13 protein-coding genes and 2 pseudogenes are annotated in these 14266 nt (G+C 67.5%); 9 read left to right on the plus strand and 6 right to left on the minus strand.

What is annotated here, in order from left to right; translation table 11 throughout:
* Positions 1-30 precede the first annotated feature (30 nt).
* Positions 31-765, plus strand: a complete 735-nt coding sequence (locus ACESMO_RS12235; protein WP_372708424.1) for a ThiF family adenylyltransferase — start codon at positions 31-33, stop codon at positions 763-765.
* Here ACESMO_RS12235 and ACESMO_RS12240 read toward each other — a convergent pair.
* The gene (locus tag ACESMO_RS12240) at positions 762-1748 is read right to left on the minus strand and encodes a 2-hydroxyacid dehydrogenase (protein ID WP_372708425.1); all 987 of its coding nucleotides are present in this window, start codon (positions 1746-1748) and stop codon (positions 762-764) included. The two genes, ACESMO_RS12235 and ACESMO_RS12240, sit on opposite strands and share 4 nt — an antisense overlap.
* A 44-nt stretch (positions 1749-1792) precedes the next feature.
* On the opposite strand from ACESMO_RS12240, the gene ACESMO_RS12245 reads away from it, so the two are divergent.
* The 6 genes and pseudogenes from ACESMO_RS12245 (at position 1793) to ACESMO_RS12270 (ending at position 6646) form a co-directional block, all read left to right on the plus strand.
* On the plus strand, positions 1793-2374 hold the full coding sequence (locus tag ACESMO_RS12245; RefSeq protein ID WP_372708426.1) for an SH3 domain-containing protein: 582 nt from the start codon (positions 1793-1795) through the stop codon (positions 2372-2374).
* Positions 2375-2469: 95 nt separating this feature from the next.
* Positions 2470-3003, plus strand: a complete 534-nt coding sequence (gene fabA, locus ACESMO_RS12250; protein WP_372708427.1) for a 3-hydroxyacyl-[acyl-carrier-protein] dehydratase FabA — start codon at positions 2470-2472, stop codon at positions 3001-3003.
* Positions 3004-3061: 58 nt separating this feature from the next.
* On the plus strand, positions 3062-4291 hold the full coding sequence (fabB, locus tag ACESMO_RS12255) for a beta-ketoacyl-ACP synthase I (protein ID WP_372708428.1): 1230 nt from the start codon (positions 3062-3064) through the stop codon (positions 4289-4291).
* A gap of 235 nt (positions 4292-4526) precedes the next feature.
* A pseudogene (locus ACESMO_RS12260) lies at positions 4527-4841 on the plus strand (sodium:proton antiporter); the annotation flags it as partial.
* Between the two features lie 103 nt (positions 4842-4944).
* The gene (locus tag ACESMO_RS12265; RefSeq protein WP_372708429.1) at positions 4945-5721 is read left to right on the plus strand and encodes a cation:proton antiporter; all 777 of its coding nucleotides are present in this window, start codon (positions 4945-4947) and stop codon (positions 5719-5721) included.
* A 127-nt stretch (positions 5722-5848) separates the two neighbouring features.
* Positions 5849-6646 carry an enoyl-ACP reductase gene (locus ACESMO_RS12270; RefSeq protein WP_372708461.1) on the plus strand — a complete coding sequence of 266 codons (798 nt, stop codon included), beginning with the start codon at positions 5849-5851 and terminating at the stop codon, positions 6644-6646.
* Here ACESMO_RS12270 and rimM read toward each other — a convergent pair.
* From rimM to ffh, 3 genes and pseudogenes are all read right to left on the minus strand, one after another.
* Complete coding sequence (gene rimM, locus ACESMO_RS12275) at positions 6643-7170, minus strand: ribosome maturation factor RimM (RefSeq protein ID WP_372708430.1); 528 nt, start codon at positions 7168-7170, stop codon at positions 6643-6645. The two genes, ACESMO_RS12270 and rimM, sit on opposite strands and share 4 nt — an antisense overlap.
* 329 nt (positions 7171-7499) lie before the next feature.
* Positions 7500-8057 (minus strand): annotated as a pseudogene (rpsP, locus tag ACESMO_RS12280) (30S ribosomal protein S16); the annotation flags it as partial.
* A 45-nt stretch (positions 8058-8102) separates the two neighbouring features.
* Positions 8103-9644 (minus strand): signal recognition particle protein, encoded by a 1542-nt coding sequence (gene ffh, locus ACESMO_RS12285; RefSeq protein WP_372708432.1) that lies wholly within the window; start codon positions 9642-9644, stop codon positions 8103-8105.
* A gap of 393 nt (positions 9645-10037) precedes the next feature.
* Here ffh and ACESMO_RS12290 point away from each other — a divergent pair, with 393 nt between their 5' ends.
* Positions 10038-10340 (plus strand): UrcA family protein, encoded by a 303-nt coding sequence (locus tag ACESMO_RS12290; RefSeq protein ID WP_372708433.1) that lies wholly within the window; start codon positions 10038-10040, stop codon positions 10338-10340.
* A gap of 156 nt (positions 10341-10496) precedes the next feature.
* On the opposite strand, the gene ACESMO_RS12295 is transcribed toward ACESMO_RS12290, so the two are convergent.
* Positions 10497-12671, minus strand: a complete 2175-nt coding sequence (locus ACESMO_RS12295; RefSeq protein WP_372708434.1) for a M3 family metallopeptidase — start codon at positions 12669-12671, stop codon at positions 10497-10499.
* Between the two features lie 124 nt (positions 12672-12795).
* Between ACESMO_RS12295 and ACESMO_RS12300 the strand changes: the two genes are divergently transcribed.
* Complete coding sequence (locus ACESMO_RS12300) at positions 12796-13653, plus strand: glutamate racemase (RefSeq protein WP_372708435.1); 858 nt, start codon at positions 12796-12798, stop codon at positions 13651-13653.
* Here the strand turns inward: ACESMO_RS12300 and ACESMO_RS12305 are convergent.
* Complete coding sequence (locus tag ACESMO_RS12305) at positions 13640-14257, minus strand: DUF2306 domain-containing protein (RefSeq protein WP_372708436.1); 618 nt, start codon at positions 14255-14257, stop codon at positions 13640-13642. The genes ACESMO_RS12300 and ACESMO_RS12305 overlap by 14 nt on opposite strands.
* Between the last annotated feature and the right edge of the window lie 9 nt (positions 14258-14266).

The raw sequence follows: 14266 nt of genomic DNA on the forward strand, positions 1-14266 counted from the left end.
CTGTCGCTTCCGGTGCCCTAACGGGAACGGGTGAGCTTTTCCGACGACGAGATCGAACGCTACGCCCGGCATCTGGTGCTGGCCGAGATCGGCGGCCCGGGCCAGCAGCGGCTCAAGGCCGCGCGCGTGGCCGTCGTCGGCCTGGGCGGCGTAGGCGGTCCCGCCGCCCTGTACCTGGCGGCGGCGGGCGTCGGGACCCTGCGGTTGATCGATGACGACGGCGTCGCCCTGTCCAACCTTCAGCGCCAGATCGCCTTCGACGTCGCCGATGTCGGTCGAGCCAAGGTCGCGGCCGGAGCCGAACGTCTGACGGCGCTCAATCCTCACATCGCCGTCGAGCCGATGGCCGAACGCCTCTCATCGATGACCGCCCGCAAGCTCTTCGCCGGTTGCGACGTGGTGATCGACGGCACCGACGACTTCGCCACGCGCTTCGCGACGAACGCGGCCTGCGTAGCGGCGGGCATCCCGCTGGTCTCCGGCGCGCTCGGCCGCTGGAGCGGTCAGGTCGGGGTGTTCGCCGGGCGACCCTGCTATCGCTGTCTGGTGCCCGACGCGCCGCCGGACGCCGAGACCTGCGCGCGGGTCGGCGTCGTCGGCGCCCTGGCGGGCGTGGTGGGCGCCATGGCGGCGCTGGAAGCCGTCAAGATCATCACCGGGGCGGGCGAGCCCCTGACGGGACGGCTGCTGCTGTATGACGCTTTGGCGGCCACGGCTCGTACGGTGGGCGTCGCCGCGGACCCGGAGTGCCCGGTCTGCGGCTAGAACATGGCCGGGATGACCCGGTCCGGGGGGCGGTGGCCGTTCTGGAAGGTCAGGATGTTGGCGATGACGCGGTCGCCCATGTCCCGACGCGCTTCCAAGGTGGCGGAGCCCAGATGCGGCAGCAGGACGACGTTGGCCTGACCCAGAAGGCCGGGGTGGATGGCGGGCTCGTTCTCATAGACGTCCAGCCCAACCCCCGCGATGCGCCGTCCCGCGACGGCGTCGGCCAAGGCGGCCTCGTCGATCAGCTCGCCGCGCGCGGTGTTGATCAGTATGGCGTGCGGCTGGAGCCGCGCCAGCCGCTGGGCGGACAAAAGATGATGCGTCTCCTTCGTCGCCGGGCAGTTCAGCGAGATCAGGTCCATCCGCGCCAGCATCTGGTCCAGGTCGTCCCAGTACGTTGCCCCCAGCTCTTCGGCGATCATGGCGGGGACGGGTTTGCGATTGTGATAGTGGACCTGGATGCCGAAGGCCTTGGCGCGACGGGCCAGGGCCTGACCGATACGGCCCATGCCGACGATGCCCAGCCGCTTGCCCCACAGCTTGCTGCCGCACATCCAGGTCGGGGTCCAGCCCTCGAATTTGCCGTCGGCGACGATCTGCGCGCCTTCGACGATGCGGCGGCTGACCGCGAGGATCAACGCCATGCCCAGATCGGCCGTGTCCTCGGTCAGGACGCCGGGGGTGTTGGTGACGATCAGGCCACGTTCGACGGCGGCGTCGACGTCGATGTGGTCCACGCCCGCGCCGAAATTGGCGATCATCTTCAGCTGGTCGCCCGCGGCCGCGATCAGGGCCGCGTCGATGGCGTCGGTGATGGTGGGCACCAGGATGTCCGAGCGCCGGACGGCGGCCTCGAGGGCGGCGCGGTCCATGGGCCGGTCGGTCAGGTTCAGCTCGGCGTCGAACAATTCGCGCATGCGCGTCTCGACCGCGTCGGGCAGGCGTCTGGTTAACACGACCTTAAGCTTGGACGCGGACATTTGGAGCCTTCGGTTTTCACGTTGCAAGTTCGTTGGCGCACCCCTTGTCTAGCAAAGCGCGCTCCCGCTTCCAAAGGCTGGCTGTTCTGGCCGCCGCGCTCGGCGCCGCCGTCTTGGTGGGGGCGGGGGCGGGGGCGGGGGCCGGCGCGGGACAGGCCATGCCCGACGGACGCCCGACTCCCAGCGGTCAGCCGGTGCCGCGCTGGCTGTCGCTGAAGTCGTCCGAAGTCCACGCCCGCCATGGCCCCGGCCTGGATTACCGCATCCTGTGGGAATACCGCGCCTCGGGCCTGCCCGTTCAGGTGATCGCCGAGACCACGGAATGGCGCAAGATCTGCGATCCCGATGGTGCCGTCGCCTGGGTGCACCGCAGCGTCGTCTCCAGCCGTCGCAGCGTCTTCAACGCCTCGCCGCGGGAAGTCGCGATCCATGCGTCACGGTCGGAGGCGTCGCCCGTTCGCGCGCGGCTGGCGCCACGCTCGCTGGTGTCGGTGGACGAATGCGAGGATGGATGGTGTCAGGTGCGCGTGCGCCGGATGCGGGGCTGGGTCCGCGAACGGGCCGTCTTCGGTGCCCAGCAACGCGCCATGTGCAACGCCGCCCGACCGGCCGGCCGCGACCGTTGACGCGCGAGCTCCTCTGACGCCGCCGCTGGACAAGCATTGAGCCGCCGGGTTTGGTCGTGTAACCCGACCGCGACACCCGCCGGAGTTCGCCGTCCTTGACCCAGCCGAAACAGCCCTCGTCGTTCGATTATCAGGCCCTGCTGGCCTCGGGCCGAGGCGAGCTGTTCGGGGCCGGCAACGCCCAGTTGCCAGCCCCGCCGATGCTAATGTTCGACAGGATCACGCAGATCAACGCGGACGGCGGCGCGCACGGCAAGGGCCACATCGAGGCCGAGCTGGATATTCATCCAGACCTCTGGTTCTTCCAGTGCCACTTCATCGGCGACCCGGTCATGCCGGGCTGCCTGGGCCTGGACGCAATGTGGCAGCTGGTCGGCTTCTACCTCGCCTGGATCGGCGGCGGCGGAAGGGGCCGGGCTCTGGGCGTCGGCGAGGTCAAATTCACCGGCCAGGTCACGCCGGACGTCAAGAAGGTCGTCTACAGGATCGACCTAAAACGCGTGATTAATCGCCGGCTGGTCATGGGCATCGCCGACGGGGTGCTCGAAGCCGACGGCGAGGTCATCTACACCTGTAACGACATGCGCGTCGGCCTGTTCGGCGGACAGGTCGAAACGGTCGGCGGCTAACCCCATTTAGGACAGACCGCGGCCAAGGCGGCGACCGAAAGACGGACGAGGAAACATCATGCGGCGTGTCGTCGTCACCGGACTGGGCATCGTGTCCTCCATCGGCACCGGTCAGGATGAGGTCACGGCCTCCCTGCGCGAGGCCAGATCGGGCGTGAAGGCCGCGCCGGATCATGTCCAGTACGGCTTCCGTTCCCAGGTCTGGGCACCGCCGTCGCTGGGCGTGACGGCCGAGGACTGGGCCCCGCTGGTCGACCGCCGGGCCGCCCGCTTTCTGGCCAACGGGACCGCCTGGGGCCACATCGCCTTCGAGGAGGCGCTGAAGGATTCCGGTCTGACCGCCGAAGAGATCCAGGACGAGCGCATCGGCCTGATCGTCGGCGAGGGCGGGCCGTCGACCCAGGTCATCCTGCAGGCCGCAGCCACGACGGTTGAAAAGGGTTCGCCCAAGCGCGTCGGCCCGTTCGCCGTGCCCAAGGCCATGGCGTCCGGCCCCTCGGCCGTGCTGGCTACCTGGTTTCAGCTCAAGGGCATCAACTATTCGATCAGCTCGGCTTGCGCGACCAGCGCCCACTGTATCGGCGCGGCCGCCGAACAGATCGCATGGGGCAAGCAGGACGTGGTCTTCGCCGGCGGGGTCGAGGATATCGACTGGTCGATGTCCAATATGTTCGACGCGATGGGCGCCATGTCGTCCAACTTCAACGACACGCCGTCGGTCGCCAGCCGCGCCTATGACAAGGATCGCGACGGTTTCGTCATCTCCGGCGGGGCGGGCATCGTGGTGCTGGAAGAGTATGAGCGGGCCGTGGCGCGCGGCGCGACCCTCTATGCCGAGGTCACCGGCTACGGCGCCAATTCCGACGGCTATGACATGGTCGCCCCCTCCGGCGAGGGCGCCGAGCGCTGCATGAAGATCGCGCTCAAAATGGCCGGCGATCCGAAGATCGACTATCTGAACCCGCACGGAACCTCGACGCCGGTGGGCGACTCCAAGGAGATGGGCGCGGTCCGCAACGTCTTCGGCGACGCCATGCCAATGATTTCCTCGACCAAGTCGCTGACGGGCCATTCGCTCGGCGCGGCAGGCGCGCAGGAAGCCATTTACTGCCTGCTGATGATGAAGCACGGTTTCGCCGTCGAGAGCGCCCACATCGAAAATCTGGACCCCGAGTTCGCCGGCATGCCGATCCTGCGCAAGCGCCACGACGGCGAGCTGAAGCATGTCATGTCCAACTCGTTTGGTTTTGGCGGCACCAACGGCACCCTGATCCTGTCGAAGGTCTGAACCGGGGAGCGTTCTGGCTCCCGGCGCGCTAGAGCCTGATCGGATGCGGAGGAATCGAGAAGCGATTCCTCGGATGCCGTGAATCAGGCTCCAGCATGATTCTGGAGCGAAATCCGAGCTTGGCAGCGGTCGCGTCCAAACCGATTTCGCTCTAGAACAGGCTCGCCAGCCGAGTTGGACCGAGACCCTGACCCCAGATCCCCATATCCTTTTCCTGCTCGGCTTCGGGGCCGTGGTGCTGCTGACGTCCTGGGCGCCGTTGGGCCTCAGGCGGTTGCCGCTGACCCTGCCGATCATCTGCGTGGCGCTGGGCGTCGTGGTGTTCTCGACCAAGACCCTGGCCTTCAATCCAGACCCGCGCACCTGGGACACGTTGACGGAACGGCTGACGGAGCTGGCGGTCATCATCAGCCTGATGGGAGCGGGGTTGAAGCTGGATCGGCCGCTGGGCTGGCGGCGGTGGTCCTCGACGTGGCGGCTTCTGGCCATCGCCATGCCCGTGACCATCGTCGCCGTGACCTGGCTGGGGGTGGCCGGCCTCGGCTTCAGCCTGGCCATGGCGCTGTTGCTGGGTGCCGCGATGGCGCCGACAGACCCGGTCCTGGCCGCCGACGTGCAGGTCGGGCCGCCCTGGCCCCGGTGGCGAGGACGAGGTGCGCTTCGGCCTGACGTCCGAGGCCGGTCTGAACGACGCCCTGGCCTTTCCCTTCGTGCATCTGGCCATACTGGCGGCGGCGGGCGGGCTGGCTTCCGGGGCCGGGCTGGCGGACTGGTTCACGATCAAGGTCGGCTGGAAGCTGTTGGCGGGGGCCGGGATGGGCCTGCTGTGCGGCCGCGCCATCGGCTTTGTTCTTTTCCACGGCGCGCGGGGTGGGCTGTCGCGCATGGGCGACGGTCTGGTGGCCCTGGCGGCGACGCTGATCACCTATGCGGCGACGGAACTGGTGAACGGCTACGGCTTTCTGGCTGTCTTCGTCTGTGCCCTGACGATCCGGTCGCGCGAACGCGATCACGACTTTCACCAGGAGATGCACGACTTCTCGGACCAGATCGAGCGCCTGCTGATCATGCTTCTGCTGGTCCTGTTCGGCGGGGCTCTGGCCAACGGCCTGCTGGTCTCGCTGACCTGGACCGATTTCGCGGTCGCTCTGATCGTGGTGCTGGTGGTCCGGCCGGTGGCCGGTCTGATCGCCATGGCCGGCTCACGCCAGCCGATGCGCGAACAGTTGCTTCTGGCCTTCCTGGGCATCCGGGGCGTCGGTTCGGTCTACTATGTCGCTTACGGACTGAATCACGGCGATTTCGGCGACAGCGAACGGCTGTGGTCCGTCGTCGGCTGCATCATCCTCTTGTCGATCCTGATCCATGGGGTGACGGCCACGCCCCTGCTGAGCCGACTGGCCCGCCGGCGCGAGGCGGAGACGGGCTGACGCTTCCCCCCAAACGCGGTCGCTGCTAACCCTCCGCCCACGGCCTCAAGCCGTGAGCGACCGCGTCGCGAGCGCCAGGCCAACCAGAACACGGAGACGACCCATGGCGAGCGAGAGCGGCTGGAACATGCCGACCGGCGAACTCATGAAGGGCAAGAAGGGCCTGATCATGGGGGTTGCGAATTCGAACTCCATCGCCTGGGGCATCGCCTCGCAGTTGGCGGCCCAGGGGGCCGAACTGGCCTTTACCTATCTGGGCGAGGGGCTGGAGCGCCGGGTGCGGCCGCTGGCCGAAAGCGTGGGCGCCAAACTGCTGATCCAGGCCGACGTCACCGACGACGCCTCGATGGATCAGGCTTTCGCCGAGCTGGAAAAGGCCTTCGGCACCATCGACTTCGTGGTCCATTCGGTGGCCTTCGCCAACAAGGACGAGCTGAAGGGCAGTTTCGTCGACAACACCAGCCGCGACAGCTTCCTGCTGGCCATGAACATCTCGGCCTTCAGCTTTGTCGACGTGGCCAAGCGCGCTTCCAGGCTGATGCCCAATGGCGGCTCGCTGGTGACCATGACCTATCTCGGCTCCGAGCGGGCGATCCCCAACTACAACACCATGGGCGTGGCCAAGGCGGCGCTGGAGGCGGCGACCCGCTACATCGCCCGCGACCTTGGTCCGCGCGGCATCCGCTGCAACGCCATCTCCGCCGGGGCCATGCGCACCCTGTCGCTGGCCGGTATCTCGGGCGGCCGCGGCATGATCAGTCAGGGCCGGGCCATGTCGGCGATGAAGCAGGACACCTCGATGGAAGGCGTCGCCGGCGCCGCTCTGTGGCTGTGCTCTGACCTCGGCTTCTCGACCACCGGCGAGGTCATCCACGTCGACGCCGGCTTCCACATGATGGGCATGGCGGCGGACGAGGAAAGCTAGTCCGGCTCGCGCTCGCCGATCTCTGTCGGCTTGACGGCCAGAAGCCAGCCGTCGGCGATGTGCAGGTCGGGGACCGCCTCTTTCGTGAACGGCAGGTACCAGGTCGGGCCGCCCAGCACCGGGGCGATCTCCAGCATGTCGTCGGCGCCGAAATTCTGCACCGCGCGGATGGTGCCCAGCACGACGCCGTCGGGATCGCGGGCTTCCAGCCCGACCAGATCGGTCAGGTAGAATTCATCCGCGTCCGGCTCGGGCAGGCGGTCGCGGGGAATGAACAGCTTCAGCCCACGCAGGGCGTCGGCCTGTTCCCTGGTGGCGATTTCCCTGGCGCGGCCGACCACGGCGGTCTTCTCGGGCCGGGCCGAGGTCAGGGTCAGGCCCGGCGTGCCGTCGGCGCGCAGCAGCACGCCGTAGGACAGCAGGGTCATGGGATCGGCGGTCCAGGCGGTGACCCGCACCTCGCCCTTGACCCCGAACCCGCCGGCGACCTGGCCGACGAGGATGAGTTTGCTGTTTTCGGTCATATCACACCTCCGTGTGCCTTCTCCCGCTGGGAGAAGGTGGCCCGAAGGGCCGGATGAGGGTCGGCTGGGTCCCGAAGGCCAGCCGACCGTCCCTCACCCTTTCGCGCCAAGGCGACGCCCTTGCGGCCGTCGTGCGCTCAAGCCCTCTCCCGCCGGGAGAGGGAGGCCAATCAGGCCTCGGTTTTCTCTTCGTCAGTGGCTTCGGCGGCCGGGGCTTCCTCGACGGCGGCTTCAGCAGCGGGAGCGTCTTCAGCAGTGGCTTCAGCCGGGGCTTCTTCCGTAATGGCTTCGGCAACAGCTTCGGCAGCCGGGGCGTCTTCCGTCACGGCTTCAGCGGCCGGAGCCTCTTCGGCAGTAGCCTCGGCGGCAGCCGGAGCATCTTCAGCAACGGCTTCGGCCGGGGCCTCTTCAGCAACGACTTCGGGCTCGGGAGCCGGCGCGTTCTTGGCGGCTTCAGCGGCGGCGGCGGCGTCTTCCTTGGCGCGGACGGCGGCTTCGGCGGCTTCCACCTTGGCAGCGGCTTCGGCTTCGGCGCGGTCGGCTTCACGCTGGGCGCGCTCGGCCGAGCGTTCCTGGGCCTTTTTGCCCGGTTCGGCCTTCTTGGGATTGTTGGACTGGGTCCACTTGACCGTGTCCTTCAAGGCTTCGTCCTGGCTCAGGAAACGGGCGACGCGGTCGGTGGGCTGGGCACCCTTGCCGAGCCATTCGGCGATCCGGTCGGCCTTCAGCGTCACGCGGGGCTTTTCGCCGTCGCGGGGCAGCATCGGGTTGTAGGTGCCGACGCGCTCGATGAATTTGCCGTCGCGCGGCGAGTGGCTGTCGGCGACGACGATGTAATAGTAGGGGCGCTTCTTGGCGCCGCCGCGGGCCAGACGAATCTTCAGCATTTTCAGTCTCTTTCGTTAAGTCGGATTATGTCTTGAGAGGGAAGGCTATTTCTTGGGCAGGCCGGGCAGACCCGGAAGACCCGGAAGTTGTCCGCCGCCCAGACCCGCGATGCGGTCCTGGAGGGCTTTCATTTCGTCGGCGCTGGGCTCGGGCATCTTGCCGCCGCCCATAGCCTTGAGTCGGGCCATGTCGGGGCCACCGCCCCCCATTCCAGGGATCTGGCCGGGCATGCCTCCGCCGAGACCGCCCATCATGGCGGCCATCTGCTTCATGCCCTTGCCGCCACCGCGCGACATCGACTTGACCATGTCGGCCATCTGGCGGTGCTGTTTGAGCAGGCGGTTGATGTCCTGGACCTCGACGCCGGCGCCGGCGGCGACGCGCTTCTTGCGGCTGGCGTTGAGCAGGTCGGGCTTCTTTCGCTCCAGCCTGGTCATCGAAGAGATGATGGCTTCCTGGCGCAGGATCATGCGGTCGTCGATGTTGGCGCCGGCCATCTGGGCCTTCATCTTGGCCACGCCCGGAAGCATGCCCATGATGCCCTGAAGCCCCCCCATCTTCTTCATCTGTTGCAGTTGGGCGGCCAGGTCGTTCAGGTCGAACTGGCCCTTGGCCAGCTTCCTGGCCATGGCCTCGGCCTTGGAGTGGTCGAGGTCCTGGCTGGCCTTCTCGACCAGGGCGACGATGTCCCCCTGACCCAGGATGCGGCCGGCGACGCGGCGGGCGTCGAACACCTCGAGCGCGTCGACCTTCTCGCCCGCGCCGATGTATTTGATCGGCAGGCCGGTGACGGCGCGCATAGACAGCATGGCCCCGCCGCGCCCGTCGCCGTCGGCGCGGGTCAGAACCAGGCCGGTCAGCGGCAGGCGGTCGTGGAAGGCCTTGGCAGTGCGCACCGCGTCCTGGCCGGTCAGGCTGTCGGCGACCAGCAGGGTCTCGACGGGCCGGGAGACGGCTGCGACCTCGGCCACCTCGGCCATCAGGGCCTCGTCCAGCGTGATCCGGCCGGCGGTGTCGAGGATCAGGACGTCGAAGCCCTGGAGTTTCGCGGACTGCAGCGCGCGCCTTGTGATCTGGATCGGCGACTCGCCCGCCACGATCGGCAGGGTGGCGACCTCGATCTGTTTGCCGAGGGTCTGCAGCTGCTCCATGGCCGCCGGACGACGCGTGTCCAGCGAGGCCATCATGACCTTCTTGCGGTCGAACTTGGTCAGCCGCAGCGCCAGCTTGGCCGAGGTCGTCGTCTTGCCCGAACCCTGCAGGCCGGCCATCAGGATGACGGCGGGCGGCGTGGCGTTCAGATTGATCGGGGTTGGCTCATCCCCGCCCAGCATCTCGACCAGGCCGTCATAGACGATCTTGACCACCTGATCGGCCGGCTTGACCGAACGGATCACGTCCTCGCCGGTGGCGCGTTCGGTGGCGAAGGCGATGAAGTCCTTGACGACGGGCAGGGCGACGTCGGCCTCGAGCAGTGCCACGCGCACCTCGCGCATCGCCTCGGCCACGTCCTTCTCGGACAGGGCACCGCGCCCGGTGATCCGGTCGAAGACGCCTGTCAGCCGCTCGTTCAGAGCCTCGAACATTCACAACCTCATGCCCATTTCCGCTTCTAGGTCACGACGACCTGAATCCAGAAAATGGGCCACTCAGTTCCGATGGGCGGCCCGGTCCCCATAGAGAAATAGCCTCTGGCGACGATCACGTCGGCAGAGGTTTCTCGCCGGGCTCGTCTCATCGAAATGAGGGTCGTCCCGGTGGAGACGCGAGGTTCACTTGCGTCGGAAGCGGCGGCTTATGAGCGAAAAGCGGGGCAAAGACAAGGCGGGGGGCTCATGACCCGTGAACGGCGGTCACCTTTCGGCGAATTCATGCAGCGTCGCTATTCCGCCGCGAAACGCTCACGGGGCTGCAACAGCATCACCGTATCTCCCGCCCCGTCGCCGCCAAGAGCGACGTTGCTCTCCCAGGAGATCGTCATGAAGATCCTCGTTCCTCTCGCCGCCGCCCTGATGTTGACCACCGCCGCAGGAGCCGCTTCGGCCCAGGATGCCCGCATCAAATGGGGTGATCTGAACATGGCCAGCGCCTCCGGGGCCGACGCCTTCGACGCGCGGATCGACGCCGCCGCGCGCAAGCTGTGCCGCGACGCCCGCACTCCGGGCAGCCTCATCAGCGATCGTGCCTTCTGCCAGGCCGCGGTTCGTGCCGAAGCCGTGCGGCAACTGCCCGGCGCGGTCCGGGTGGACTACGCCCTCAGCCGCCTGCCCATCGTCGCCTGACGGGTTCAGCCATCCAGGCAAAGGGGCCGGCGGATCCATCCGCCGGCCCCTTTCCGATTCTAAACCCGCGACTTGCGCGTCGCCCTCAAGCAGCGCGCCAGCGCGGCAGGGCCCCTACGAAGTCGCCCACAAGCAGCCCGGAGGGCGTCAGGGACCTTAAGATGTCGGGAAGCCCCGCACCTTCAGCAGGGCCGTCACATCCGGGTCCCGGCCGCGGAAGCGGCGATAGGCCTCGGCGCGGTCGGTGGTGTTGCCCTCGGCCAGGATGACGGCTTTGAAGCGGGCCGCGATGTCCGGATTGAAGACGTCGCCCGACTCCTCGAAATAGGCCCAGGTGTCGGCGTCCATGACCTCTGACCAGAGGTAGGAATAATACCCGGCCGAATAGGCGTCCGAGGTGAACAGGTGATTGAACTGCGGCAGGCGGTGCCGCATCACGATCTCCTTCGGCATGCCGTAACGCGCCAGGCTCGCGCGTTCGAAGGCGTCGATGTCGGTGGGCGGCGTGGCCTGGGTGTGCAGGTCCATGTCGACCAGGGCCGAGGACAGATAGCTGACCGTGTCATAGCCCTGGTTGAAGGTGCCCGACGCCTCGATCTTGTCGACCAGAGACTGCGGCATGGTCTGGCCTGTTTCCACATGCTTCATGAAGCCATCGAGGATGGGCCGGCTCAGCACCCAGTGCTCGTGCACCTGCGACGGATACTCGACATAGTCGCGCGGCGTGCCGCCCAGCGCCGGATAGGTGTAGCTGGCCGACAGCGAGTGCAGGGCGTGGCCGAATTCGTGGAACAGGGTCCGGGCGTCGTCCAGCGAGATCAGGATCGGTTCACCGCCCTCGGCCTTGGTGAAGTTGTTGTTGTTGGACGACAGGACGTTCTTCGGTCCGTCGAAGGTCGAATAGCTGCGGTAGGTCGTGGCCCAGGCACCCGAGCGCTTGCCGGCGCGCGAGAAGTCGTCGGAATAGAACAGGCCGATGTGGCGACCCGTCGCCTTGTCCGTGACCTCGAACACCTCGACGTCGGGGTGGAAGCCCGGAACCGTGCCCTTGGCCAGCGGGGCGAAGCCGAAGCCGTACAGGCGTTCGGCCATATAGAAGGCACCCCGCTTGACGTTGCCCAGTTCGAAATACGGCTTCAGCTCGTTCTGATCGAGGTCGTATTTCTGCTTCCGGACCTTCTCCGCATAGTAGAGGTAGTCCCACGGCTCGATGTCGTGACCGGCGACGGCTTGCATGTCGGCGACTTCCTCGCTGACCCGCGCGACGGCGGCCGGCCAGACGCGCATCATCAGTCCCATGGCTGCGGCCGGGGTCCTGGCCATGGTGTCCTGCATTCGCCATTCGGCGTGGTTGCCGAAGCCCAGCAGCCTGGCGCGCTGGTCTCTCAGGCCGACGATCTCGGCGATGAGGGCGTTGGTGTCGTTGGCGTCGCCGTTGTCGCCGCGATTGACGAATTTGCGCCAGACCTGCTCGCGCAGGGCCCGGTCGTCGCCGAAGCTCAGGAAGGGATCGACGCTGGAACGGGTATTGACGATGGCCCAGCCCTGAAGATTGCGCGACCGCGCGGCGCCGGCGGCGGCGGCCTTGTTCGACGCCGGCAGGCCGGCGACGCCGGCTTCGGCGGGGATCAGCGTCCAGGCGTTCTCGTCGGCCACGACCTTCTGGCCGAAACTGGTGAAGGCGTTGGACAGGGCGGTGTTGATGCGGCCCAGCTCGGCCTTCTGGACAGCGTTCAGGGCCGCGCCGTTACGGATGAAGTTGTCGCGGCTGCGCGCCGCCAACCGGGCCTGTTCGGCGCTCAGCCCTGCGGCTGCGGCACCGTCGGCAATGGTCTTGATGCGCAGGAACAGCTTTTCATTGAAGGTGATCTCGTCGCCGGCAGCCGACAACAGCGGTGAAACTTCGCGGTCCATGGCCTGATAGTCAGCCGAGCCGATGTTTGAGGTCATCACGCCGTAAAGGGCGCTGGCGCGTTGCAGCGGCTGGCCCGCCAGCTGCTGGGCCACAAGGGTGTTGGCGAAAGTCGCCGGTTCGGGGTTGTTGGCGATGGCCTCGACCTCGGCCTTGCGCAGCGCGATCCCCTCGATCAGGGCGGCCTTCAGCTTGGGCGCGGTGACCTGACCCCATGGGGGCACGCCCTCAAAGGGGCCGGTCCAGACCCGCAGCAACTCGGCCTGGGGCGTCTGGACGGGCAGGACTGCGCGCGCGGCGGCGGCGTCGGCGATCAGGGTCGCGGGCGGGGTTCCTCCGCCTGCGGGCATTCCGTTCGAGGCGCAGGCCGACAGGGCGAGCAAACTGCCCCCGGCGACGAGAAGGTGACGTCTGTGCATGGGATAAACTCCGTCATTGGCATTCGTTCCAGACAACCTAGGCCTCTCTGCCCCTGACTGTCACATGAACGGGTCGTAATCTTCGTCGGTGGACGGCGGTCGACGGCCCGGCTACAGGCGCGCCATGGCCATTGGCGTATTCGACTCCGGCGTGGGGGGCCTGACGGTCCACCGCGAACTGACACGGCGGTTTCCCAAGCGGAACTTCGTCTATCTGGCCGATCAGGCCAACGCTCCGTATGGCGGCCGTGGCGGCGAGGAGATCGTCGATCTGACGCGGGCGGGCTGCGAGCGGCTGTTCGAGGCCGGGGCCAGCGTCATCGTCCTGGCCTGCAACACGGCCTCGGCAATCGCCTTGCGCCGCCTGCAACAGACCTGGGTGCCGGAGGCGCGGGCGCGGCACGGGCGAGCGATCAATGTGCTGGGCATCATCGTTCCCACCATCGAGGCGGCGACCGGCCTGCCCTGGACCCATGCGGCCGAGCGGGCGCCGTTGGGCGACAAGATCGAGGCCATCGACATCACCGGCGTATTCTGTACGGCGGCTACGGCCCACAGCCGGGTCTATGAGATCGAGATCGACAAGCGGCGCGAGGACCTGGCGGTCTTTTCCGAACCCTGCCCCGGTCTGGCCGGGCTGATCGAGCTGGGCGCCCCGGCCGAGGAGTTGAAGGTCGTGGTCGAGGACCACGTCGACGCCCTGCGCCGTCGCATCGGCCGCCATCCCGACCAGGCCATCCTGGGCTGCACCCATTATGAGATGGTCGCCGACCTGTTCGCCGCCGCGCTGCCGCCCGGCACGCCGGTGATCCACCAGCCGACCGCCGTCGCGGATTCGCTGGAGCGCTATTTCCGGCGTCATCCCGAATATGTGCTGGGCACCACCGGACGCCGGGACTTCCTGACGTCTGGCAAGGCGGGACCTCAGTCCGATCTGGTCAGCCAGTTCTGGGGCGCGCCGCTGACCTTCACGTCAGCCTGATTGGGGGGTGCCCGAGCGTCCTCAGCCACGCCTCCGCCAGCAGCAGATTGGGAACCCAGCAAAGGAAGGATATCGCGCGATAGCCCTCGACGAACTCCAGTCCAGTCAGCGGGATCAGCGGCAGCATGATCCTCAGCATCACCGCCGAAAAACTGAGCGAGAGGCTACGGATCATCCAGCGGCGATGCTGCGTGAACTCACCTGCGACGGCCTTTCGCCAGCCCATGAGAGTGGTCCCGAACCATGCAATCGCCAACCCGCCGAATCCCGCAGTCGCCACTGGCCCCGCCGAAACGTGCAGTGCCAGCCAGAAGCCCGAGACGGCACCGACCAGGCAGGCCAGAACATAAGTCCGTCCGGCCCAGCGGTGCCAGATTCGCCGGGGTCCCCGCCGCGTGACCAGCTGGAACGACCCCAGCGCCAGGGCGGTGACACCGCCGCCGACATGGGCCAGCACCGCCATGGGCCAATCGGCGATCTGGCCCAGCATCGGCGGTGCCGGGAACGGGACCTCCGGCAGCAGATAGCGCGCACTGACGAGCGCCACGCCTAGCGCCAGAAAGACCATCAGCCCGAACAATGTTGTCGCAATCACTTTCGTCACGCCGCCGCC

Origin of the sequence: Brevundimonas sp., from assembly GCF_041688735.1 — a bacterium.
Classification (GTDB): Bacteria; Pseudomonadota; Alphaproteobacteria; order Caulobacterales; family Caulobacteraceae; genus Brevundimonas.

Excerpts from the sequence above, each read along its gene's own strand:
- ACESMO_RS12290 (WP_372708433.1), top strand. The coding sequence starts at position 10,038 with ATGAAGATCCTCGTTCCTCTCGCCGCCGCCCTGATGTTGACCACCGCC.
- ACESMO_RS12240 (WP_372708425.1), bottom strand. The coding sequence starts at position 1,748 with ATGTCCGCGTCCAAGCTTAAGGTCGTGTTAACCAGACGCCTGCCCGAC.
- ffh (WP_372708432.1), bottom strand. The coding sequence starts at position 9,644 with ATGTTCGAGGCTCTGAACGAGCGGCTGACAGGCGTCTTCGACCGGATC.
- fabB (WP_372708428.1), top strand. The coding sequence starts at position 3,062 with ATGCGGCGTGTCGTCGTCACCGGACTGGGCATCGTGTCCTCCATCGGC.
- ACESMO_RS12300 (WP_372708435.1), top strand. The coding sequence starts at position 12,796 with ATGGCCATTGGCGTATTCGACTCCGGCGTGGGGGGCCTGACGGTCCAC.
- rimM (WP_372708430.1), bottom strand. The coding sequence starts at position 7,170 with ATGACCGAAAACAGCAAACTCATCCTCGTCGGCCAGGTCGCCGGCGGG.
- ACESMO_RS12295 (WP_372708434.1), bottom strand. The coding sequence starts at position 12,671 with ATGCACAGACGTCACCTTCTCGTCGCCGGGGGCAGTTTGCTCGCCCTG.
- ACESMO_RS12270 (WP_372708461.1), top strand. The coding sequence starts at position 5,849 with ATGCCGACCGGCGAACTCATGAAGGGCAAGAAGGGCCTGATCATGGGG.